The sequence below is a fragment of the Kribbella sp. NPDC003505 genome (genome assembly GCF_040610875.1).
GTDB lineage: Bacteria > Actinomycetota > Actinomycetes > Propionibacteriales > Kribbellaceae > Kribbella.
In genome coordinates this window covers 443,398-466,158 of sequence record NZ_JBEXNA010000005.1, presented here as the reverse complement: position 1 = coordinate 466,158, position 22,761 = coordinate 443,398, and the positions used below count along the sequence as shown (strand labels likewise).

The window sequence follows — 22,761 nt, the reverse complement described above, 5'->3', positions numbered from 1 at the left end:
CCGGCATGATTGGGCGATGCTCGGGGAATCGGACGGCACCAAGGGCGACGCCACGATCGAGCAGGTCGGTCGCCGACGGACCTTCACCAAGACGCTCCAGCTCGCCGTCGTGCTCGCGATCGTGCAACTGCCGATGCGGGCCGCGGTCGGCGAGGCGGCCGGTGCGGCGGCCGGCTGTGAGGTTCCTGGCCGGCTCTCGATCCTCGTCGACTCGGCGTTCGTCCTGGCCAGCGTGTACGCGGCGTACCGGGCGTACAAGTACGTCAGGTACCTGAATCGCCAGTCCTGGAAGGCGATCGCGGCCGTCGGCTCCTGGACCGTCCTCGCCGCCGCCGTCCTCGACATCGCCGAGAACGTGGTGCTGTGGGACGACTTCGGATCGGGCCCGTGCGCCGGGCTGTCGACCGGATGGTTCACGTGGCTGATGCGGGCCGTGTTCGTGGCCGGCGTGTTGATCCTCGCCGTGTGCCTGATCGCGACGAGCCGCTTCGGCCAGCGGAAGTGGTACGGCGTGGAGCTGGCGCAGCCCGCGATTTTCCGGCGCCCGCAGCGCGACGGCAAGGACGACGGCCGGCTCGTGATCACCTGCTCCGGCGGCGGGATCCGCTCGGCGTCGTTCTGTCTCGGCGCGTTGCAGTTGCTGTCCGAGCGCGGCTTCTACGACAAGGCGTCGACCGTGATCGGCGTCAGCGGCGGCGGCTACATGGCGGCAGCGTTCCACGTGCTGCGGCGGACCTGCACCGACCCGTTCTCGCCGGGATCGCCCGAGCTCGCGCGTCTGCGCCGGCAGACGCGCTATCTCCTGTCGGGCGGCCGGGCGATGTTCCGCGCCGCGCTGTCGGTGCTGTTCGGCCTGGTGGTGAACCTGCTGCTGATCGGCATCACGCTGCGCGCGATCGCGTGGGTGCTCGGCTGGTTCCTCGCCGACCAGGGCGTGATCACGCCCGGCCCCGAGGTCGACTGGCGGCCGGATGATTCCTGGTTCTTCGTCGGCATGTCGGTGTTCCTGCTCGCGGTCAGCGCGCTGATGTTCCTGATCGAGAAGGTCTGGGACCGCTGGGCGCGGATGCCCGACGTCGTGCGGACGATCCTCACCACCATCGGCAACGTGACGCTGCGGTACGGCGTACCGGTCGCGGTCCTGCTCCTCGGCGTGCCGGGAGGCCTGTACCTGTTGGGGAAGATCCCGGGTGACTCGGCCGATCAGCCGAGCCTGCCGTCGGCCCTGCTGGCGTTGGTGGACCCAACAAGACAGGGAGTTGCCTCCTTTGGTGCACTGGTGGTCGTCCTGATCGGGCTGGGGAAGTCGGTCTGGAACGGGCTGACCGTCGAGGGCAAGGCGGCGACCGGGCTGCGCGCGCGGCTGCTGGCGTTCGCGCGGACCAAGCTCGCTCCGTGGGCGGGAGGCGCGATCATCGTGCTCGCGGCCGTCGTCGTGCTGCTGCGCTGGACCGGCGGCTACGCGACCGATCCGGCGTACCAGCAGGACTGGAACGTCGCGCTCGTGCTGGTCGCGATCGCGCTCGCGATCAAGGTGCTCACCGACGCGAACCGCACCTCGCTGCACTCGTTCTACCGTGAGCGGCTGTCGCGCGCGTTCCTGGTGAAGCGGCAGGACAACGGCGCCGCGGTCGCTCTCGACTACCACCTGCGGCTGCGGTACTCGGACTGGGGGAAGCCGCTGGACGGCGGGCCGCAGCTGGTCATCGCCGGGGTCGCGAACGTCGGCGACCCGGACTTCGTGCCGACGCAGCGCGACTGCGTGCCGTTCGTGTTCGACGCCGAGCAGATCGGCATCGTCGGGGACCGGTCGCTGCCGGACGGCGGCCGCCGCGCGACGGCCGACTACGAGCGCGAGGCCGACGTCCTCAAACGCGAGGTCACGGTGCCGGCGGCGATGGCGATCAGCGGCGCCGCGTTCAGCCCGCTCACCGGCCGGGTGAACGCCAGGACGCGGCCGGTCCGCCTGCTGCTCGCCGTCCTGAACGCGCGGCTCGGCGTGTGGTTGCCGAACCCGTACTGGAACAACCACGCCGAGGCGTCGTTCCCGGACCGGCACGGCGTCGTCGCCAAGGTCCGGCGGTACGTCGGCAGCGTGATCGACAAGCCCGGCCCGTACCGGCTGCTGCACGAGGCGGTCGGCTCGCCGTCGATGTACGAGCGCCGCATCTACGTGACCGACGGCGGGCACTACGACAACCTCGGCCTGGTCGAGGCGCTGCGCCGCAAGCCCGCGCAGGTGATCGCGATCGACGCGTCGAACGACGCCGAGGACCGGTTCACCGCCCTCGCCGAAGCGATCGCCACGGCCCGGATGGATCACGGCATCGAGATCGACATCGACCCGTCGCCGATGGTCCGCGGCGCCAAGGCGCGCGCCGACCGCCCGTGGGCGTACGGCATCGCCACGCATCCGCTCGAGGACGGCGAGGAGAAGCCGTACAAGACCGAGATCTTCTTCGTCAAGGCGGTCCTCGCCGGGCCACTGGACTGGGACCTCGAGCAGTACGCCGTCGAGCACGCCGACTTCCCGCGCCGTACCACCGGCGACCAGTTCTACGACGAATGGGACTTCGAGGCGTACCGCTCCCTCGGCTACACGCTGGCCGGCTCCCTCACCGACCACCACCGCGTGAAGGCCCGCCTCGAAGACCTGTAACACAACGTCACGGTGACCGGATGTACCCCCCGAGGGGGGGAACTCACACCATGGCAACTTTCAACTCACCACCGAACTGGCCGGCCCCGCCGACCGCCGACTGGCAACCGCCATCCGGCTGGCAGCCGGACCCGACCTGGCCGTCGGCTCCACCCGGCTGGGCGTTCTGGCTGAACTCACGGGGACGGCGCACCCGCGGGCCGAGCGGGCGCTACGGGGCCGAGCCGCCGGTGAAACTGGTCGCGGGATGGGTCGCGGGTGGGATCGCGTTCCTGGTGATCCTGGCTGCGGCCGCCGGTAGTAACAGCCCGGCGGCTGTCTCGGCGGCTCCCAGTGCGCCGGTGACGGTGCCAGGGCCGACGAGGACCGTGACCGTTCCGGGGCCGGCTGTCACGGTTCGGCAGACCGTTCCCGGGCCGACGGCAACGGTTACGCAGCCGCCGTTGCCCGCCGTTGCATCGCGGTGAGCCGGGGTACGACTCGCATCTTGATCGTGACAACGACGGTGTGGCCTGCGAGTGAAGGACTTGCCACGGTCCGTGTTTCCTGTGGACAACCGCTGTGGAAAACGGGCGATTGCTGTGGACAACCAGGAGATCCACTGTGGACGAGGCAACAAATGCTGGTGCCGATGCACATGCAGTCCGGCTGGTGAGAGGGCGGTTGCCGGGGCGGGTTTTCGATGCTGAGATTGGTCCCCGTATACCGGATGAAACTTTACGAAGATTTATCCGTGACACTCGGTGCGTCAGGTCGTTGATCTGTCAGACAGTTCGCGATCAGCGGATCGCTGGGGAATCCGGAGGGACCCGCTCGTGCACAAGTTCAACCCGCCACCCGACTGGCCGGAGCCGCCGACGTCGGAGTGGCGTCCGCCGCTCGGCTGGACGCCGGACCCGACCTGGCCGGAGCCGCCCGCGGGCTGGCGCTTCTGGCTCAATCGCAACGGCCGGCGCAGCAGCGGTCCGATCGGCGCCTACGGTGCCGTCGATGCCGGCCGGCTCGAACTGGCCACCGTCGACCCGGCGCTGGTCCTCATGCACTCCTGACCTGAACTTCTCACCGGCTCCCGCCTGCCGACCGGCCTGCGGGAGCCGTCTCTTGTCCGCCTTCGGTCAGGGGCTGGTGCGTTCTTACCGTCTTCTGGTGTTATGTTATCAACCTAGATAACACTCACCTGGGAGGCGCTTCGTGGGCTGGATCGGTCTCGACCTCGGCACGCAAAGTGTGCGGGCCGTGCTGGCCGATGCCAAGGGCGCCGTTGTGTCCCGTGCAACGCGCCCGCTCAGCAGTCGCCGGGACGGCGTCCGGCACGAGCAGGACCCGCAGGCCTGGCTGACCGCCGTCGACGAGGTCCTGGCCGAGGTCGGCGCGAGCGATCTCGACGGCATCGCGATCTGCTCCACGTCCGGTACCTTCCTGCTGACCGACAGCACCGGCCGCCCCGTCACCCCGGCGCTGATGTACGACGACGCGCGCTCGGCCGCCCGTCGCGACCAGATCGTGGACGCCGATCCGGACCGCTGGTCCACGAGCATGCAGCCGACGTGGGCGCTGCCGAAGATCCTCGATCTCGACCTCGCCGGCCGGCGCGTCGTGCACAGTGCCGACTTCGTCGCCGCGCACCTCGTCGGCCACCCGGTCGCCACCGACACCAGCCACGCGTTGAAGACCGGGTACGACCTGATCGCCGACGCCTGGCCGGCCGCGGCGTTCGACAAGCTCGGGCTCCCGCTCAGCGCCTTCCCCGAGGTCGTCCGCCCCGGCGCCGAGCTCGGCCGCACGCCGGCCGGCGTCCCGGTGTATGCCGGCATGACCGACGGGTGCGCCGCCCAGATCGCCGCCGGGGCGCTGAGTCCGGGCGCCTGGAACTCCGTCCTCGGTACGACGCTCGTCCTGAAAGGTGTCAGCGACCGCCTGCTGACCGACCCCACCGGCGCCGTCTACAGCCACCGCCACCCGGACGGCGGCTGGCTTCCGGGCGGCGCGTCCAGCACCGGCGCCGGCGTACTGACCGAGCTGCTGCCCGGAGCCGATCTCGACGCCCTGGACCGGGCCGCCCACCCGGTCGAGGCCGTCACCTACCCGCTGACCAAGACCGGCGAGCGGTTCCCGTTCGTGGCTCCGCGGGCCGAGCGCTTCACACTCGGAGAGACGCCGGACGACCTGCACACCTACGCCGCCGTGCTCCAAGGTGTCGCCTTCGTCGAGCGTCTCGCCTTCGAGCACCTCGAGGCACTCGGAGCCGACCCGGTCCGCTCGGTCTCGCTGACCGGCGGCGCCACCCGGAGCGGGTACTGGAACCAGTTGCGCGCCGACGTCCTCGGCGTACCCGTGGAGCTGCCCGCCGTACCGGATCCGGCGTACGGCATGGCGGTCCTGGCCGCGTCCGGCGGGACCGATCTCACCGGGACCGCGCGCCGGATGGTGCGCGTGGACCGCGTCCTCGAGCCGCGCGGTGACCGGCTCGACGACCTGTACGGCGCCTTCGTCGCCGAACTCGACCGCAGGGGGTACCGCGGATGAGGACCACGATCGTGCTGGCCCGCCACGGCCGGACCGCCTGGCATCACGGCAACCGCTACACCGGTTCCACGGACCTGCCGATCGACGAGGTCGGCGTCCAGCAGGCGCAGCAGCTGAGGGAGTGGGCGCTCGACTACGCGCCGGACGCGCTGTGGTGCTCGCCGATGCTCAGGGCCCGCCAGACCATCGCACCACTCGCGAAGGCCCTCGCGGCGGAGCCGACGGTCGACGCCCGGCTGCGGGAGGTCGACTTCGGGTCTGCCGAGGGCAAGATGCTGAGCGAGTTGCCGCCGGCGGTGGGCAAGGCGTTCGAGCTCGACCCGGTGCGGAACCACTTCCCGGGCGGCGAGGACCCGGCCGCGGCGGCCGATCGGGTGCGCGAGGTGTTCGACGAGATCGGGCGCCGGCACGAGGGGCAGAAGGTCTTCGCGGTCGCCCACAACACGCTGATCCGGCTGCTCGTGTGCAGGGTGCTCGGCCTGCGGCTGAACGACTACCGCAGACTGCTACCTGCACTCGGTCCCGCGGCGCTGGTGCGTTTCCGGTGGCAGGACGGCACAGTGGGTCTCGAGGCGTACAACGTTCCTCCTCTGCGTTTGGAGACCCTGGCATGACAACGGATGTCGACGGCGACACCACCGAACTGAGTCGTCCCGCGCGCCGGCAGGCCGAGATCGCGGCGTACGTCGTGAAGCACGGCTCGGTCTCGGCGAACGACCTGGTCGAGGCGTTCGGCGTGAGCGTGATGACCGTGCACCGCGACCTGGACGAGCTCGAGCGGCAAGGGGTGGTCCGCAAGTACCGCGGCGGCGTCAGCGCGCAGCCGACGAGCGTCTTCGAGAGCAACGTCGCGTACCGGCTGAACACCGCGCACGCGGAGAAGGCCGCGATCGCCCGGCACGCCCGCACGATGATCGAGCCGGGAATGTCGGTGATGCTCGACGACTCGACCAGCGCACTGGCCCTGGTGGACCTGTTCGAGGACATCACTCCGTTGACCGTGGCAACGAACTTCCTGCCGGCGATCACCAAGCTGGCCCAGCTGCGGGACATCACACTGCTGGCGCTCGGCGGGATCTACTCGGCCACCCACGACTCGTTCGGCGGGATGCCGTGCGCGGAGGCGGTCGAGGCGCTGCACACCGACCTGCTGTTCTGCTCGGTGTCCGCGGTGTCGGCGACGCACGCGTTCCACCAGGAGGAGGAGATCGTCCTGGTCAAGCGGGCGATGCTGCGCTCGGCGAGGACCAAGGTGCTGCTCGTCGATCACGCGAAGCTGCAGCGCACCGCCCTGCACCGGCTGGCCCCGTTGACCGACTTCGACGTGGTGATCGTCGACGAGAAGACCCCGAAGACCCTGATCGACCCGCTGCGCGACCACGGCGCGACCGTGGAGGTCGCCAAAATCTAGGAGGGGGCGTCTGTATGGACGTCGGCGTTGACGTAGGCACCACCGTCACGAAGGCAGTCGCGTTCAGCGCCGACGGCCGTCCACTGGCCGAGGCATCCCGGCCGACCCGGCTGTTGCACCGCAGCCCCGGCCGGTTCGAGCACGAGACGACGGAAATAGTTGCTTCGGTCAACGAGGTGGTCAGTGAACTGGCCGCGACCGTGGGCACGCGCCCCGACGTCCTCGCTGTCACCGCTCAGGGTGACGGGTTGTGGCTGGTCGACGACGACGGTACGCCGACCCGCCCGGCGATCTCGTGGCTGGACGCGCGGAGCAGCGGCATCCTCGAGCGGTGGACCGCGGACGGGGTTGCGGAACACGTGTTCCGGCGTTCCGGAAACCGAATGTTTCCGGGAGCGTCCGGTCCGTTGCTGGCCGCGGTCCTGGCCGAAGAGCCCGACGTGATCGAGCGGGCCGGTACGGCGGCGTACTGCAAGGACGTGGTGATGCAGGCGCTGACCGGCGTACGGGCGACGGACGTGTCCGATGCCTCTGCACCCTTTCTCGATCCCAGGACGGGGAAGTACGACGACGAGGCGTTGGCGGCCACCGGTCTGTCCGGGGTGCGGGACCTGCTGGCGCCGGTGGCTGCCGCTGGGCCGGTGGGGGAGTTGCGGGACGACTCGACCGGCATGGCGGCCGGGACTCGGGTGTCCGCGGGCCCTTATGACCTCCCGGCCGCGGCGGCGGGCGCCGGTGTGACCGAGCCCGGCGACGCCCTGCTGACCGTCGGCACCACGCTGGCCTGCCAGGTCGTCACGCGAGAGCTGCCCGTCGACGGCGAGCCCGCCGGCCTGTTCCTCGGCACGTGGACGCCGGGCGTCTGGCTCCGCGCGATGCCCGCGATGGTCGGTACGGCAGCCCTCGACCGCGTCCTGGCCCTGGTCGGCGTCGGCACCGATCAACTCCCGTCCCTGCTGGCGGACAGCCCGGCCGGCGCGTCCGGCGTGACCGTCCTGCCGTACCTGTCCGAGGCCGGTGAACGCGCACCCTTCGTCGACACCCGCGCCCGCGGCACGATCGACGGCATCTCGCTGTCCACCACGACCGCCGACCTGGTGCGCGCGACCTGCGAAGGCATCGCGTACGCCGCTCGTCACTGCCTGGAAGCAGCAGGGTGGGCCGGCCGTGTCACGGTGTGCGGCGGTGGAGCCCGGAGCAGCGAGTGGACGCAGATCCTCGCCGACGTACTGAACGCGCCGTTGCACACGGCCGAGGCCGAGCAGGTCGCCGCGCGCGGTGCGGTGATCTGCGCGCGACGTGCGACCGATCCGGACAGCGCCGGAGCCGAGTGGATCGCCGAGACCCGTCAGATCGACCCGGACCCGGCCCGTGCCGCGTTCTACGCCGAGGGCTACGCCCATTACCTGCGCCGCATCGAGTCGGCCCGCCCGCGCTGGTCCGACCCAGCACCCACCTTTTCAGGAGATCGATGAGAACCGTCAAGACGCTGCTCGCCGGCGACCACTTCGTGCGCAACGACCTGCTCGCCGCGGCGCTGCGCACGATCCCGGACGTCGCGTTCGAGTTCGGTGAGGTCACGCTGCCCTGGCCGCTGACGCCGTACGGGCGGGTGGCCGAGGTGGACGAGGCGAGCGACGCGGAGGACCAGCTGATCGAGGCTCTCGCCGGCGTCGAGCTCGCGGTCACCCAGATGGGACCGTTCACCGAGCGGGTGCTGGACGCCGCGCCGGACCTGCGCTTCCTGGTCGTGTGCCGCGGCGGCCCGGTGAACGTGAACCTCGCCGCGGCCGCCGAGCGGGGTGTCGCGGTCGCATCGACGCCGGGTCGCAACGCCGTGGCCGCCGCCGAGCACGCGGTCGCGCTGATGATGGGTGCCCTGCGCAACCTTCCCCGGCTGCAGCGGACGCTGGAGCAGGGCGAATGGCGCTCCGACCTGTACGCGTACGACGAGTGCGGGATCGAGCTCGACGGGTCGACCGTCGGCCTCGTCGGGTACGGCGCGATCGGCCAGCGGGTCGCCCGCGTGCTGCTCGCCTTCGGCGCCCGCGTCCTGGTCGCCGACCCGTACGTCGACGAGGCGCCCGCGGGAATCGAGCTGGTGGAGCTCGACGACCTGCTGAGCCGGTCGGACGTCGTCAGCCTGCACGCGCGCCTGACCGACCAGACCCGCGGGATGATCGGTGCGGAGCAGATCGCCGCGATGCCCCGCGGCGCCGTGCTGGTGAACACAGCGCGTGGCGGGCTGCTCGACTACGACGCGACGGTGGACGCGCTGGAGTCGGGGCAGCTCGGCGCGGCCGCGTTCGACGTCTTCCCGGCCGAGCCGGTACCGGCCGGTTCGCGGCTGTTGACCGCGCCCAACATCGTGATGACACCGCACCTGGCCGGTGCCACCCGGCAGACCGCTCACCGCGCCGGTTCGATCGCCGCCGAGGCAGTCGCCGCCTTCCTTGCCGGAAAGGAGCCCGTCGGACGGTGCTGATGCCACCCCTCCGGGGCGGCGGTCATGGGGCTGTGACTCCCGGTCTTCCCTCGTCGCTCTGGTCGCTTCGCTCCCGCCGCTCCTCAGTCCAGACCGGGAGGCCCCATGACAGGTCTCCGCGTGAGCGGGGAACAGGACACGGATCATGAAGTTGGCGACCTCCACCACCTGGACCGAACTCCTGCTGTTGCTGATCGCGTTCGTGCTGTCGATGGTGATCGGCATCGAGCGCCAGGTGCGGCAGAAGAGCGCCGGGATGCGTACCCACACACTGGTCGGCACCGGGGCGGCGATGTTCACGCTGGTGTCCGGCTTCGGCTTCAGCGCCGTCCTCGGGACCGAGGTCAATCTCGACCCGTCCCGGATCGCGGCCCAGATCGTCTCCGGCGTCGGCTTCCTCGGCGCCGGGGTGATCTTCATGCGCCGGGACGTGGTCCGCGGCCTGACCACGGCGGCGACGATCTGGATGACCGCCGCGATCGGGATGGCGTGCGGCGCCGGGATGCCGGTGCTCGCGGTCGCCGCGACCGTCCTGCACCTGGTCGCGGTCGGCCCGTTCGCGCGGCTCGCTCGGTTCCTGCCGTCGCCGGACCGGCGCCGCGTCGTCACCGTGCGGTACGACGACGGCGCCGGCGTACTGCGGTCGATCCTGGCGACTGCGACGTCGATGGGGTTCGAGGCGTCCGTGCTCGGGACCGAGGTGCACCGGGACGGGGCGCGGCCACAGGTGCGGGCCTCGATGCGGTTCTCCGGACGGGCCCCGCTGCAGAATCTGGTGCTCGCGCTCGACGGCCTCGACGGCGTCACCGGCGTCCGGCTACGGAACGACGAGGACGATTGAGGTCATCAGCTAAGCTGATGGTATGCCTGCCTCCGAGGTTGCCGCGCACGAGATCCGCACCAGCCTGTTCCGCCTCGTCCGCCGGCTCCGTCAGGAGCGTCCCGAGGGGGAGCTGAGCTACTCGCGTCTCAACGTCCTGGGGTGGCTGGAACGCGAGGGGCCGATGACCAATGCCGACCTCGCCGCGGCCGAGCGCGTCACGCCGCAGGCCATGATGCGCGCCACCGCAGATCTGGTGGCCGCCGGATTCATCAACCGTGCTGATAATCCCGCCGATCGCCGCCAGGTCCTGCTGGAGATCACCCCGACCGGCGCCGACCACGTCCACGAAGACCGCCGCCGCCGCGACACCTTCCTCGCCCAGGCCATGGAAGCCACCCTCACCCCCACCGAACAAGAACTCCTCCGCCTGGCCGCCCGCCTGATGAACAACCTCGCCAAGGTCCCCCAATGACGTCTTTGAGCACCCACCAACCGTTTGCGGGCCGCCGAAATGGTTGGTGCGCGCTCAAAGTGCCCCTCGGAGGAGGCGGTGCGGCGTGACGAAGGTCGTCGAGGAGGCTCGCGTGGCGGCGGTGCCGGCGAGGTACGCCGCGTCGGTCGGGCTGGGGACGCTGTTGCAGCCGTTGAACTCGTCGATGATCGCGGTTGCGCTGGTGGCGATCGGGGCGGAGTTCCACGCGGGGACCGAGACGCAGTGGCTGGTATCGGGGTTGTATCTGGCGACCGCGGTCTCGGCGCCGACGGCCGGGAGGCTGGCTGATCTGCTCGGCGCGAGGCGCGTGTTCCTCACCGGGCTCGTGCTGGTAGCGGTGGTGTCGGCGCTGGCCCCGTTGGCGCCGAGTCTCGGCTGGCTGATCGTGGCGCGGGTGCTGCTCGGCATCGGGACCGGTGCGCAGTTCCCTGCCGGGGTCGCGATGATCCGCCGCATTGCCGACCGCCGCAGCGCGTCCGCGGTCGGCGCGCTCGGCCTGCTGTCGGTCTTCGCGCAGACCTCGGCCGCGCTCGGCCCGAGCGTCGGCGGGTTCCTGGTCGGCACCTTCGACTGGGAGGCGATCTTCCTCGTCAATCTCCCGGTGGCCGCGGTCGCCGGCAGCGCCGTACTGCGCCTCGTCCCCAAGGACCCGCCGAGGCCGGCGGACGACGACCGCAAGCTCTGGCGCGAGATCGACCTGGTCGGGCTGCTCCTCTTCACGCTCGCGATGACCGGCCTGATGCTCGTCCTGCTCTCGCTGAGCACAGACCCGACCTGGTGGCTGCTGGCGGCGGCCGTCCCGCTCGCCGTCGTCTTCGTCGTGTGGGAGCGCCGTTCCGTGACGCCGTTCGTCGACGTCCGTCTGCTCGCCCGCAGCGCACCGCTCTCCCTCGGCTATCTGCGCACGATGCTCACGTACGTCGCGTTCTACGCGATCTTCTACGGCCTGCCCGGCTGGCTCGAGCAGGGACGGGGTCTCGACCCGACGCGGGTAGGCCTGATCGTCCTGCCGATCGCCACCCTCGGCGCGATCACCGTCGCGATCGCCACCCGCCTCGCCCGGCGGCACGGGCCACGCCTGCTCCTGCTGGTCGGTTCGGCCGGTCTCCTGCTCGGCGGAGCCGCGCTCGCGTTCGGAGTCCACGCCGGTACGCCGATCGTCGTGTTGGTGCTGATCAGCGCGATCCTCGGCGTACCCAACGGTTTCAACGGGCTCGGCAACCAGCTGGCGGTCTACCGCGCCGCGCCGCCCGAGGTGGCCGGTGCCGCGGCGGGCCTGTTCCGCACCTCGCAGTACGTCGGGGCGAACCTCGCCGCCGCGGCGATCGCGCTCGTCTTCGCGGGTCCGGCGACCGACGCGGGCCTGCACCGGCTCGGCCTGTTGGTCGGCGGGATTGCAACGATTCTGCTTCTCGATGTGATCTTCGTGAGAAAATCACAGTGATTCTCTATACGTAACCATCGTTCGGTGATAATTTCACCGGCATGCCCGCTCCCCTGAACCCCGTTGACCTGCGTGAACTGGCCGTCCGGCTGGCGATCGCGGCGGGCGAGGAGCTCCTGGCCCGTCAGCGGAGTCTGTCGATCGATGCGGCCGGTGTCGAGACCAAAAGCTCGGCCAGTGACCCGGTCAGCGCGGCCGACCGCGCCTCCGAGAAGCTGATCACCGACGGTCTGACCGCGGCCCGCCCCGACGACGGCCTGCTCGGTGAGGAAGGGGCTTCGCGTCCTTCGAACACCGGGCTGACCTGGGTGATCGATCCGCTCGACGGCACCGTCAACTACTTGTACGGCCGCCCCGACTGGTGTGTCTCGATCGCCGTCGAGGACGAAGACGGCGCGCTGGCCGGCGTCGTCCACCAGCCGCGGTCAGGCACCACCTGGTCCGCTGTCCGCGGCGCTGGTGCGTACCGCGCGGACACCACGCCGTACCAAACGATTTGGTACGGCGGGCTGCGACTGGGCCTGAAGCGGCAGACACGGTTGGCGACGGCGTTGGTGTGCACGGGCTTCTCGTACCTGCCGGAGCGCCGCGCCGAGCAGGCCGCCGTTCTGCAAGACTTGCTGCCCGCCGTCCGCGACCTCCGGCGCGGCGGTTCCGCCGCGCTCGACCTGTGTTCGGTCGCCGACGGTACGGCGGACGCGTACTACGAGCACGTGATCCAGCCCTGGGACGTCGCCGCCGGCGGGCTGATCGCCCGCGAGGCCGGCGCCGCCGTCGTACGGGGCGCCGGAACGGCTTTCCCGCAAGGCATCCTGGCTGCCGCCCCCTCGGTGGCCGCCCCGCTTCACGAGTTACTCACTAGGAGGTCGGTATGACGGTAGTAGACCTGCCGGCCCGGACTCATCCGGACGAACGAACAATTGCCGAAGGCAATGACCAGCGGAAGCGCCGGCGGCGGCGCGAGTACGGCCTGTTCGCGCTGCTGGTCGCGCCGAACCTGCTGGTGATCGCGGTCTTCGCGTACTGGCCGATCATCTACAACGCGTTCCTCAGCCTGACCGACTGGAACATGATCGCCGCCCGGCCGAAGTTCGTGGGCCTGGCCAACTACGGCCGGACACTGGCCGACCCGGCGTTCCACAAGACGCTGTGGATCACGGTCGTGTTCACCGGCCTGATCGTGGTCGGCAGCCTGGTGATCGGGCTGGCGCTGGCGTTCCTGTTCAACCTGCCGCTCAAGGGCCGCGGGGCGGTCCGGACGGTCGCGTTCGCTCCGCACATCCTGTCCGGCGCCGCGGTCGCGACCATCTGGGCGTTCATCTTCGACCCCGGCTACGGCCTGATGCGCGCGCTGATCGAGCCGTTCGGCGCCGAGCCGCCGGACTGGATGAACAACTCCGACTGGGCGCTGCCGGGGCTGGTCATCGTCTACCTGTGGAAGAACGTCGGGTTCGCCGCGCTGATCTACCTCGCCGGCCTGCAGGGCCTACCGAAGGAGCTCGACGAGGCGGCCGCGATCGACGGCGCGTCGACCTGGACGCGGTTCCGGTCGATCAAGCTGCCGCTGCTCGCCCCGATCACCTTCTTCCTGCTGATCACCACGGTGATCGGCACGTTCCAGGCCTTCGACGTGATCGCGGTGATGACCGGTGGCGGCCCTGGTGATGCCACCACCACGCTGAGCTGGTCGATCTACAACGAGGGATTCCAGGCGTTCAACGCGGGCCGCGCGGCGACGCTGTCGATCATCATGTTCGTCATCCTGCTGCTCGTCACCACCGTGCAGGCCCGGGTGATGGAGAGGCGGGTGCACTACCGATGAAGACACGCGCGATCCAGTACGTCGTACTGATCGGTGTGGCGGCCGTGTTCCTCGGACCGCTGTACTGGTTGCTGTCCACGGCGTTCAAGCAGCCGACGCAGATCTACCAGTGGCCGCCGGCCTGGTGGCCGCACCTGACCTGGGAGAACTTCAGCCTGGCCTGGAAGGCCGCGCCGTTCGACCGGTTCTTCCTGAACTCCACGATCATCACGGTGATCGGGACCGCGCTGAAGGTGGTCAACGCCGTGCTGACGGCGTACGCCTTCGCCTACCTGCGGTTCCCGTTCAAGAAGATCCTGTTCTTCGCCGTGCTCGGCGCGATGATGGTGCCCGGCCACGTGACCCTGCTGCCGAACTACCTGACGGTGGCGACGCTCGGCTGGATCAACACCTACGCCGGGCTGATCATCCCGGGCATCGGCTCCGCGTTCGCGACGTTCCTGATGCGGCAGCACTTCCTCACCCTGCCCACCGAAGTGACGGACGCGGCCGCGGTCGACGGCGCGGGACACCTGCGCACCCTGTGGCGCGTCGTACTCCCGATGTCGCGGCCGATGCTGATCACGGTCGTCGTGATCACCGCGGTGGAGGAGTGGAACAACTTCGTCTGGCCGTTGATCGTCACCAACACCGCGTCGATGCGGACGCTGCCCGTCGGGCTGCTGATCCTCAAGGACGAGGAGGGCCTGGCGGCCTGGGGCACGATCATGGCCGGCACGCTGCTGGTGCTCGCGCCGATGCTGCTGATCTTCCTGGTCGCGCAGCGCTACATCGTCGGCGGGATCACGGCCGGAGCTCTGAAGGGATGAGCATGCGACGTCGTACTTTCCTCGGGGTCACCGCGGCGCTGGGGCTGGCGGGCTGCGGCTACCGCTCCGTGGACGCGATCTATTCACAGCCGGCCGGCGAGGTGCCGTCGAAGTACGCGAAGCGGACCAGGGTGGTCTTCTGGTCGCCGTACGGCGGCGTGAACGGCAAGGCGGTCGACAAGCTCGTTGCCAAGTTCAACGACTCTCAGCAGGACGTGTACGTCGAGGTGCAGTTCCAGGGCAGCTACGACGACGTCGCGCAGAAGGTCGCCGCCGCGCTGGTCGCGAAGCAGGCGCCCGACCTCGCCGTCCTGTCCGACGTCACCTGGGAACGGTTCTTCCTGAACGAGGCGCTCGAGCCGCTGAACGGCTACTTCAACGACGGGTTCGGCCCCGGCGTCTTCCAGGAGAAGCTGTTCGGCGAGTACGTCGTGAGGGGGCAGAGCTGGGCGGTACCGTTCGCCCGCAGTACGCCGATCATGTACTACAACCGGGACGCGTTCGCGAAGGCCGGGCTGCCGGACCGGGTGCCGCGGACCTGGAGCGAGCTGCGGTCCTGGGTGCCCGAGCTGGCCAAGGTGCAGTCCGGCGGGCGGTCGCTGCGGACGATCGCGTTCGCGAAGATCGACGGCGACTGGCAGTTCCAGGGCAACGTGTGGCAGTTCGGCGGCGCCTACTCGAAGGGCCTCGACGTGACGATCGACGAGGCCGGGGCGGTCGCGGCCGGCGACTGGCAGCGCGAGATGGTGCACGAGCTCGGGGCGGCGTACATGGCGAGCAGCCCGAGCACGGACTTCGCGAACGGCTTGGTCGGCGTGATCCAGGAGTCGACCGGCGGCATGAAGACCATCACCAGCAAGGCGAAGTTCAAGGTCGGCGCCGGGTTCATCCCGTCCGAGGTCGCGGCCGGGATCGCCACCGGCGGCGGCGGGATCGGGATGCTGCGGAACATTTCCGCCGAACGGAAACAGGCCGCGGCGACTTTCCTGCAGTTCCTGGCCACGCCGGAGAACTCGGCCTGGTGGACGACGCAGACCGGCTACCTGCCGGTGGTGAACAAGGCGCGCGAGGACGCCGAGCTGAAGAAGCTGATCGCGGAGCAGCCCAACTACGGTGTCGCGATCGCGCAGCTGGAGAACGCCCGGCAGCAGGACGCGATCCGGCTGTACGGACGGAACGCGAACGTCCAGATCTACACCGGACTGCAGCAGATCTACGCCGACAACGCGCAGCCGAAGAAAGTGTTCGCCTCGGTAGCGCGCCGGCTCGAGGCGATCGGCGACGAGGTCCAGCGGCTCTACGAGGAGAAGGTTCTGTGATCATCACCGGCCACCGGGGTTCGCTCGGGACGGAACCGGAGAACACGCTGCGCTCGTTCCGGCGGGCGGTCGCGGACGGCTGCGACGAGATCGAGCTCGACCTGCGGGTGAGTGCGGACGGCGAGCTCGTGATCATGCACGACGCCACCGTCGACCGCACCACCTCCGGGACGGGTGAGGTGGCCTCGTTGACGCTGGCCGAGCTGCGGGCGCTCGACGCGGGCCTCGGCGAGCAGGTGCCGACCTGGGCGGAGACGGTCGCCGCGATCGACGTCCGGTTCCAGGCGGAGGTGAAGGCGGAGGCCGCCGTACCGCTGCTCGCGCAGTCCCTGAAGGCGGACCGGTCGCTGGCCGAGCGGACCCTGGTCACGTCGTTCCACCCGGAGATCCTGCTTGCGGTCCGGGAGGCGTTCCCGGACGTGACGACCGGGCACATCTTCGGCCGGACGCCGGAGATCGCGGAGGTCGTCGCCCGCACCCGCGCGGCCGGCGCTTCGTGGGCCCTGTGCGGCATCGCCGGCCTGACCGCCGAGGGCGTCGCCGAGATCCACGCGGCCGGCCTGCTGGCCACCGCCTGGCCGGTCCCCGACGCGGCCACCCTCGCCGAGGCCACCGCCCTGGGCGTCGACGGCATCACCACCGACCACCCCCAGGCGCTCAGGCCCTGACCCCGCGCACTTTGTGCACCGGATCCGCACTCCGGGCGCCCCGCCGTACGGACCTGGTGCACAAAGTGATCCAGAGCACACATTTCAACGTGCGAATTTGTTCTTCCGTGGAACATAAATGTGTGATTGGCTCTTCCGCATGGGAATCAGCATCGGTGTGGTCGGGGCCGGCCAGTTCGCTCCTTCGTTCCTGCGGCTGTGGTCCGCGCACCCGGACGTGTCCGAGGTGCGGCTGACCGACGTCATCCCGGAGCGGACAGCGCAGATGGCCGCCAAGCAGGGCATCACAGTGACGCACGCGTCGTTCGAGGAGATGCTCGAGTCGGACGTGGACGCGGTCGCGATCTTCACCCAGCGCTGGCTGCACGGCGAGATGGCGATCAAGGCGCTCGAGGCCGGCAAGCACGTGTACTCGACGGTCCCGATGGCGATCGAGGCCGACCAGATCGCGCGCATCATCGAGCTGGTCAAGGAGACCGGGCTCACCTACATGATGGGTGAGACCAGCTACTACTACCCGTCCTCGGTGTACTGCCGGCAGAAGCTCGCCGACGGCGCGTTCGGCCGGGTGTTCTACAGCGAGGGCGACTACGTCCACGACATGGACCTCGGGTTCTACGCGGCGTACCAGTACTCCGGCGGCGAGGACTGGAAGAAGACCGCGTCGTTCCCGCCGCTGCTCTACCCGACGCACGCCGTCGGCAACGTTCTCTCGGTGACCGGCCAGCACGCCACGCACGTGTCGGCGATCGGCGTCAAGGACGACCGCGGCGACGGGGTGTTCGACAAGGACGTCAGCCAGTTCGACAACGACTTCTCGAACGCGACCGCACTGTTCAAGCTCGCCGACGGCAGCATCATGCGGACCAACGAGATGCGCCGGGTCGGGTACCCGTCGCACATCCGCGAGTCGCGGCTGCGGGTGTTCGGCACCGAGGGCAGCTTCGAGCAGCTCGCCACCACGACGCTGTGGCAGACCAAGGAAGGCGTCGAGGACGTCTCGCAGCTGATGGAGACCAAGGCGACGGGCGACGACGCCGACCTCGAGAACGTCGACCCCGCGCTGCGCGACGCGTTCCGGTCCGGCCTGTCCCCGGTCCACGACCGCTCCCGCCTGCCGGAGGAGTTCGCCGGCCTGCACAACGGCCACGAGGGCTCCCACCACTTCCTCGCCGACGATTTCGTCCGCGCGGTCGCCGACAAGACCCTCCCGCCGATCAACGCCTGGGTCTCCGCCCGCTACACCCTCCCCGGCATCTACGCCCACCAGTCCGCCCTGCAAGGCGGCGTCCAACTGGAAATACCCGACCACGGCGACGCCCCCGCCTGACCGAGGGCACGAGACTCCGGCAGATACGATCCGGTATGGATCTGTTTGCCGGAGTCTCCGTTCGTGACTACGACGTGGCCCTCGCCTGGTATCAGAAGTTGCTCGGAGGGCCGCCGAGCTTCCTGCCGAACGACGTCGAGGCGGTGTGGGAGCTGGGGGAGCACCGGTTCCTCTACATCGAGGTGGTGCCGGAGCATGCGGGGCATGCGCAGCACACGCTGTTCGTCGAGGACTTCGAGGGCACCCTGAAAGGGATCGCCGAGCGTGGTCTGGAGCCCGCGGTGCGGGAGACGTACGAGAACGGTGTGCGGCACGCGACGTTCTTCGACCCGGACGGGAACGAGGTCTCGTACGGCGGGGCGCCGGTCGGTCAAGGCTCGCGGTCGGCGCGGTAGCGGTAGAGGTCCGGGAGGAAGTTCTCCAGGTTGCCGATCTCCTCGACGTGGTGGCGGATCCAGGCGGAGAGCTTGGGGCCGGGGAACGCGCGCTTGTGGGCGGTCCGGTTGAGGAACAGGCGGGCCAGCGGCGTGGTGTCGCCGATCGTCAGGTGGGTCGTGTAGCGGCACCCTGAACTGGTGCGGATGAACTCGTTCTCGAGCCGGACCATCGAGCTGCCGAGCATCCGCTTGCTGATCACGGCGCACTGGCTGTCGACGGTCTCGACCATGACCTCCAGGTCGAGCAGCATTGCCGGGTCACGCCCCAGTGCTTCCTTGATGTGCAGCCGGGCGCCCGGTTCGATCCGGCCGGGTGTGGTCGCCTCGTACGAGATGTGGTCGAGCGGGTGCCAAACCAGGTACCGCGGCCAGGTCGTGCCGGCGTACCGCATGTCGCCCGGCACATGGGTGTACCACCACGCGAGCATCTCGGGCGTGACTTGCTCGAGTGGTGAGTGCGTGATGGTGACGAGGGTGCGGCTCTCGTCGGACGAGGTGGAGACGGCCGCGGATTCCAGTGGACGCAACGGCCACAGGACAGGGCGTGGCGCAGGCAGTTCCATTCTCCCCTTGGTGCCCGACGCCGAGGGGGTCAAACAGGGACGGCGATGCGGTCCAGTTCGCTCCACGGCAGCACCCGTACGGCGACGGTCATCCGGCCTTCGAGCTCGGCCCGCAACAGCCGATGGACGCCGTCGAGGATCGTGACGCGGTCGTCGGGCCGGCGTACGACGTCGAGCGGATGCCCAAGTTCCGCGGCCAAGGTCCGCGCGTACTGCTCCTGGTACCTGACCGGTGCGGCGGCGACCTGGTGCGGCGTGACCTGGAACGGCCGGCCGTCGTACGCCCAGAACGGGAGGTCCAGGTGATCGGCCAGGTCGGCCACCTGGAGCGAGACCGTGGGCAGGTCGAGGCCGTGCAGCAGTTCGAGGTCCCAGTGGAAGTCCAGGATGTACGGCCGCAGTTCAGCCGGTACGGCGAGCGGGAACGGGCGCCGGGTCATTCGTAGATGCGGCGCAGGCGCAGCGTCATCGAGTTCTCGATGTGCCGGGTCATCGCGGATTCGGCGGCGACCGGATCGCCGGACGTGATCGCCTCGACCAGCATGCGGTGTTCGGTGAGGACCTCCGGGCCGATGTCGCGGTCGTAGTGCAGCCGGAAGATGTGCAGGTGGCAGTGGGTCCGCTCGAAGGCCAGCCGAACCTGCTCGCTGCCGGACAACGACGCGATCAGCGAGTGGAACCTGTTGTCGTGCGCGGTCAGCGACTTGTAGCCGGCGTAGTCGATCGACGTCGGCTCGACCGCGTTGGAGAGCTCGGCGCGCAGCCGCTCGCGGCCCCCGTCGTCGATCAGCTCGGCCGCCCGCCGGGCCGCCCAGGGCTCGAGCAGCAGCCGGAACCGGTAGAGGTCGTCGAACTCCTCGAGCGAGAGCAGCGGCGTCGCGCGATATCCCTTCAGCGGCTCCTTGACCGCGAGCCCTTCCGACTCCAGCCGGGCCAGCGCCTCCCGGACCGGCGTCGACGACACCTGGAACTCCCGGGCCAGTCCGTCGATCGAGATCCGCGCCCCGGGCCGGATGACGTGGTCCATCAGCATCGTCTTGATGGCTTCGTACACGTCGTCGGCGAGCATCTGCCGGCGCAGCAGCCGCCGGTCCACCGGTGCCACGGACTCGCTCATCTGGTGTCTCCGGAATCTGGTCGCGGGCTTGACCCCACCGGTCAGGTTTCGGCAGGGTAACACTGGTAATCATGCATCATGCACGATTCTGACCCCAGCAAGCCAGGGAAGGCGCGAATGGTGAGGTTCGAACAGATCGGCGTGCTGCCCGAGCCCGGTGACAACGTCGCGATCGCCTCCCGCCGGCTGGAGGCCGGGACCGAGGTCGAGCTCGGCGGTGCGACGATCACGCTGCCGCACACCGTCCTGGAGGGACACCGGTTCGTGGTCGCGCCGGTCGCCGCCGGCGCCGCGCTGACCTCGTGGAACACCGCGTTCGCGCGTGCGTCCCGGGACCTGCTCCCGGGCGATTACGTCTGTACGCCGACCAGCCTCGCCGCGGTCACCGCCCGCGGCGTGGACGGACTGCCGGGGGAGCCGAGCGCGACCAACGAGCCGCTCGACCCGTTCGAGCTGGACGAGTCGGCGCTGCGCTTCGGCGCCCAGGTGACCAGCGTCGAGCAGCCCGGCACCTTCCTGGGCTATCCGCGTGCGCAGGGCCCGGCCGGGACGCGGAACCACGTCGTACTGCTGGCCACCAGCTCGCGGAGCAGCGGGTTCGTCACCGAGCTCGCCCGGCGCTTCGACGGCGCGGCCGCCGGCGACGGCGTCGTACCGGTGGCGCACACCGAGGGCGGCGAGGACGAGGTCCCGAACAACCTGCACTTCCTGCTCGCCACGCTGGCCGGTTTCACGCTGAACCCGAACGTCGGCGCCGTGCTGATCGTCGACACCGAGGGCGACGTGGTCTCCGGCGAGGCGATCAAGAACTTCATGGCCGAGCACGACTATCCGTCGATCAAGGTGCCGCACGCGTACTTCACCCGGGCGGGCGGTTTCGAGCACGACCTGACCGCCGCTGGTGCGCTGATCGAGCCGTGGTTGCCGATCGTCGACGCTCAACAGCGCGCGGAGGTCCCGCTCGCGGACCTCAGGATCGCCCTCCAGTGCGGCGGTTCTGACGCGTTTTCCGGAATTTCCGCGAACCCGCTCGCCGGTCAGGTCAGCGCGGAGGTCATCCGGCACGGCGGTACGGCGGTGCTCGCGGAAACCGACGAACTGATCGGCGCCGAGCCGTACGTGCTGAAGAACGTCCGCGACCTGGCCACCGCGAAGCGTTTCCTGGCCACGATCAAGTCGTTCAAGGAACGCGTCGGCTGGCACGGCCACACGGCGGAGGGCAACCCGTCCGGCGGCAACGTGTACCGCGGCCTCTACAACATCGTGCTGAAGTCGATCGGCGCCGCCCGCAAGCTGCCGCGCGAGGTCCGGCTCGACCACGTCATCGATTACGGCGAACCACTGCCCGGCGACGGCTACATCTTCATGGACAGCCCCGGCAACGACCTCGAGTCGGTGGCCGGCCAGGTCGGCAGCGGCTGCAACCTGATCTTCTTCACCACCGGCAACGGGTCGATCACGAACTTCCCGTTCGTGCCGACGCTGAAGTTCGTCACCACCAGCGCCCGCTACGAGCGGTTGCGGGCCGAGATGGACGTCGACGCCGGCAAGTACCTGACCGGTACGTCGATGGCGGACCTGACGGCGCAGACCTTCGACCTCGTCGTCCGTGTCGCGTCGGGGGAGAAGAGCGCGGGCGAGCGCGCCGGCCACAGCCAGGTGTCGATCTGGCGGAACTGGAAGCAGACCGGCCCGCGCGAAGGTATCTCGATCACCACGGACGGCCGGATGAGCCGCACGCTCGCCGACCTGCCGAGCGAGGACCGCGACGCTCCGCTCGACGGCCTGCCGCACCGCGGCCTGACCTCCGACGGCCGCACGCGGACCGAGCTCCTCGCGGTCGACGACCGGCTGGTCCCCGAGGCCGTCGGCCTGATCCTGCCGACCAGCCTCTGCTCCGGCCAGATCGCGCTGCGCATCGCGGGCCAGGCGGAGCTGGAGAAATGGGCCGGCGACGCCGTCACCCGGATGGTCGCACTCCCGCACACCGAGGGGTGCGGCAGCAGCGGCGGCGCGTCCGAGGAGACGTTCGCGCGGATCATGCTCGGCTACCTCCTGCACCCGAACACCCGGATGGCGCTGCTCCTCGAGCACGGCTGCGAGAAGACCCACAACGACTATTTCCGCTCCCGGCTGGTCGAGGCCGGCGCGGATCCGTCCCGCTTCGGCTGGGCGAGCATCCAGGCCGACGGCGGTCTCGACGCGGTCGGCGGCAGGGTCAAGGACTGGTTCAGCGGGTTCCGGATCCCCGCACCGGTCGCGCGGGACGGCGACCTCGGCGCGCTCACGATCGGGCTGGAGGCGCGCGGCCCGCTCTCGGACGCGACCGCCGAGGCGCTCGCGCTCACCGGCCGAGAGATCGTGGGTTCCGGCGGTTCCGTCGTACTGTCGTCGCGTGGCGCGTTGCTGGCCGACGACGGCTTCCGTACGGCGGCGTTCGGGTCGACGGACCCCGTCGGCCCGACGATCGCGCACGGGCAGCGGCTCGCCGAGCCGGGGTGGCACGTGATGCGGATGCCCGGCACGGACTGGATGGAGACCGCGACCGGGTTCGGCGCGACGGGTGTCCAGCAGATCCTCGCGCACGTCGCCGGCGGCACGCTGTCCGCGCAGCGATTCGTGCCGGTCGTCGAGTTCAGCAACGACCCGGAAACGGTCGCGACGTACGGCGACGACCTGGACGCGGTGGCCACCGGCGACGCGGCCGAGCAGGCGCGGACCGCGCTCGACACGATCGCCGCCGTCGCCGCCCGCCGGCTCGTCCCCAAGGCAGTTGCCTCCGGCAACGTAGGTTTCCAGATCACCCGCGGTCTGCTCGGTACGTCGATGTAGCTGTGCTTTTGAATGAGAGGCCC

Annotated in this window: 23 protein-coding genes; 20 read left to right on the top strand and 3 right to left on the bottom strand. The window is 70.0% G+C overall.

Annotated features, from left to right (window positions below; translation table 11 throughout):
- The first annotated feature begins 16 nt into the window (after nucleotides 1-16).
- The 19 genes from ABZX12_RS20205 to ABZX12_RS20115 all read left to right on the top strand — a co-directional run bounded on the left by ABZX12_RS20205 (nucleotide 17) and on the right by ABZX12_RS20115 (nucleotide 18,184).
- Nucleotides 17-2,659, top strand: a complete 2,643-nt coding sequence (locus tag ABZX12_RS20205) for a hypothetical protein (RefSeq protein WP_355695098.1) — start codon at nucleotides 17-19, stop codon at nucleotides 2,657-2,659.
- Between the two features lie 50 nt (nucleotides 2,660-2,709).
- Entirely contained in the window at nucleotides 2,710-3,126 is a 417-nt protein-coding gene (locus ABZX12_RS20200) for a hypothetical protein (protein ID WP_355695096.1), read from the top strand.
- Entirely contained in the window at nucleotides 3,113-3,181 is a 69-nt protein-coding gene (locus tag ABZX12_RS20195; protein ID WP_355695453.1) for an excalibur calcium-binding domain-containing protein, read from the top strand. The genes ABZX12_RS20200 and ABZX12_RS20195 overlap by 14 nt, the downstream gene beginning before the upstream one ends.
- 293 nt (nucleotides 3,182-3,474) lie before the next feature.
- Nucleotides 3,475-3,708, top strand: a complete 234-nt coding sequence (locus tag ABZX12_RS20190) for a hypothetical protein (RefSeq protein WP_355695094.1) — start codon at nucleotides 3,475-3,477, stop codon at nucleotides 3,706-3,708.
- Nucleotides 3,709-3,850: 142 nt separating this feature from the next.
- The gene (locus tag ABZX12_RS20185) at nucleotides 3,851-5,185 is read left to right on the top strand and encodes an FGGY-family carbohydrate kinase (protein WP_355695092.1); all 1,335 of its coding nucleotides are present in this window, start codon (nucleotides 3,851-3,853) and stop codon (nucleotides 5,183-5,185) included.
- Nucleotides 5,182-5,799, top strand: a complete 618-nt coding sequence (locus ABZX12_RS20180) for a histidine phosphatase family protein (protein ID WP_355695090.1) — start codon at nucleotides 5,182-5,184, stop codon at nucleotides 5,797-5,799. The genes ABZX12_RS20185 and ABZX12_RS20180 overlap by 4 nt, the downstream gene beginning before the upstream one ends.
- Nucleotides 5,796-6,596 (top strand): DeoR/GlpR family DNA-binding transcription regulator, encoded by an 801-nt coding sequence (locus ABZX12_RS20175; protein ID WP_355695088.1) that lies wholly within the window; start codon nucleotides 5,796-5,798, stop codon nucleotides 6,594-6,596. Before ABZX12_RS20180 ends, ABZX12_RS20175 begins: the two co-directional genes overlap by 4 nt.
- Before the next feature lie 14 nt (nucleotides 6,597-6,610).
- Nucleotides 6,611-8,071: an FGGY family carbohydrate kinase gene (locus tag ABZX12_RS20170; RefSeq protein WP_355695086.1), complete on the top strand. Its 1,461-nt coding sequence runs from the start codon at nucleotides 6,611-6,613 to the stop codon at nucleotides 8,069-8,071.
- A complete protein-coding gene (locus ABZX12_RS20165; RefSeq protein WP_355695084.1) occupies nucleotides 8,068-9,081 on the top strand; it encodes a 2-hydroxyacid dehydrogenase in 1,014 nt (337 codons plus the stop codon). Before ABZX12_RS20170 ends, ABZX12_RS20165 begins: the two co-directional genes overlap by 4 nt.
- A gap of 145 nt (nucleotides 9,082-9,226) precedes the next feature.
- Nucleotides 9,227-9,922 carry an MgtC/SapB family protein gene (locus ABZX12_RS20160; protein WP_355695082.1) on the top strand — a complete coding sequence of 232 codons (696 nt, stop codon included), beginning with the start codon at nucleotides 9,227-9,229 and terminating at the stop codon, nucleotides 9,920-9,922.
- Nucleotides 9,923-9,944: 22 nt separating this feature from the next.
- Entirely contained in the window at nucleotides 9,945-10,376 is a 432-nt protein-coding gene (locus ABZX12_RS20155) for a MarR family transcriptional regulator (RefSeq protein ID WP_355695080.1), read from the top strand.
- A gap of 85 nt (nucleotides 10,377-10,461) precedes the next feature.
- Nucleotides 10,462-11,841, top strand: coding sequence for an MFS transporter (locus tag ABZX12_RS20150; protein WP_355695078.1), 1,380 nt, complete (start codon nucleotides 10,462-10,464; stop codon nucleotides 11,839-11,841).
- A 41-nt stretch (nucleotides 11,842-11,882) separates the two neighbouring features.
- Nucleotides 11,883-12,716, top strand: coding sequence for an inositol monophosphatase family protein (locus ABZX12_RS20145; protein ID WP_355695076.1), 834 nt, complete (start codon nucleotides 11,883-11,885; stop codon nucleotides 12,714-12,716).
- A complete protein-coding gene (locus ABZX12_RS20140; RefSeq protein WP_355695074.1) occupies nucleotides 12,713-13,663 on the top strand; it encodes a sugar ABC transporter permease in 951 nt (316 codons plus the stop codon). Before ABZX12_RS20145 ends, ABZX12_RS20140 begins: the two co-directional genes overlap by 4 nt.
- A complete protein-coding gene (locus tag ABZX12_RS20135; protein ID WP_355695072.1) occupies nucleotides 13,660-14,472 on the top strand; it encodes a carbohydrate ABC transporter permease in 813 nt (270 codons plus the stop codon). Before ABZX12_RS20140 ends, ABZX12_RS20135 begins: the two co-directional genes overlap by 4 nt.
- A 2-nt stretch (nucleotides 14,473-14,474) precedes the next feature.
- Nucleotides 14,475-15,791, top strand: a complete 1,317-nt coding sequence (locus ABZX12_RS20130) for an ABC transporter substrate-binding protein (RefSeq protein ID WP_355695071.1) — start codon at nucleotides 14,475-14,477, stop codon at nucleotides 15,789-15,791.
- Complete coding sequence (locus ABZX12_RS20125) at nucleotides 15,788-16,459, top strand: glycerophosphodiester phosphodiesterase family protein (RefSeq protein ID WP_355695069.1); 672 nt, start codon at nucleotides 15,788-15,790, stop codon at nucleotides 16,457-16,459. Before ABZX12_RS20130 ends, ABZX12_RS20125 begins: the two co-directional genes overlap by 4 nt.
- 139 nt (nucleotides 16,460-16,598) lie before the next feature.
- Nucleotides 16,599-17,789 (top strand): Gfo/Idh/MocA family oxidoreductase, encoded by a 1,191-nt coding sequence (locus tag ABZX12_RS20120; protein ID WP_355695067.1) that lies wholly within the window; start codon nucleotides 16,599-16,601, stop codon nucleotides 17,787-17,789.
- 35 nt (nucleotides 17,790-17,824) lie between these two features.
- A complete protein-coding gene (locus ABZX12_RS20115; RefSeq protein WP_355695065.1) occupies nucleotides 17,825-18,184 on the top strand; it encodes a VOC family protein in 360 nt (119 codons plus the stop codon).
- On the opposite strand, the gene ABZX12_RS20110 is transcribed toward ABZX12_RS20115, so the two are convergent.
- From ABZX12_RS20110 to ABZX12_RS20100, 3 genes are all read right to left on the bottom strand, one after another.
- Nucleotides 18,160-18,753 carry a hypothetical protein gene (locus tag ABZX12_RS20110; protein ID WP_355695063.1) on the bottom strand — a complete coding sequence of 198 codons (594 nt, stop codon included), beginning with the start codon at nucleotides 18,751-18,753 and terminating at the stop codon, nucleotides 18,160-18,162. The genes ABZX12_RS20115 and ABZX12_RS20110 overlap by 25 nt on opposite strands.
- A 65-nt stretch (nucleotides 18,754-18,818) precedes the next feature.
- Nucleotides 18,819-19,229, bottom strand: a complete 411-nt coding sequence (locus ABZX12_RS20105; RefSeq protein WP_355695061.1) for a hypothetical protein — start codon at nucleotides 19,227-19,229, stop codon at nucleotides 18,819-18,821.
- A complete protein-coding gene (locus ABZX12_RS20100; RefSeq protein WP_355695060.1) occupies nucleotides 19,226-19,906 on the bottom strand; it encodes a GntR family transcriptional regulator in 681 nt (226 codons plus the stop codon). Before ABZX12_RS20100 ends, ABZX12_RS20105 begins: the two co-directional genes overlap by 4 nt.
- A 117-nt stretch (nucleotides 19,907-20,023) precedes the next feature.
- Between ABZX12_RS20100 and ABZX12_RS20095 the strand changes: the two genes are divergently transcribed.
- Nucleotides 20,024-22,738 carry a UxaA family hydrolase gene (locus ABZX12_RS20095; RefSeq protein WP_355695058.1) on the top strand — a complete coding sequence of 905 codons (2,715 nt, stop codon included), beginning with the start codon at nucleotides 20,024-20,026 and terminating at the stop codon, nucleotides 22,736-22,738.
- Nucleotides 22,739-22,761: the final 23 nt, after the last annotated feature.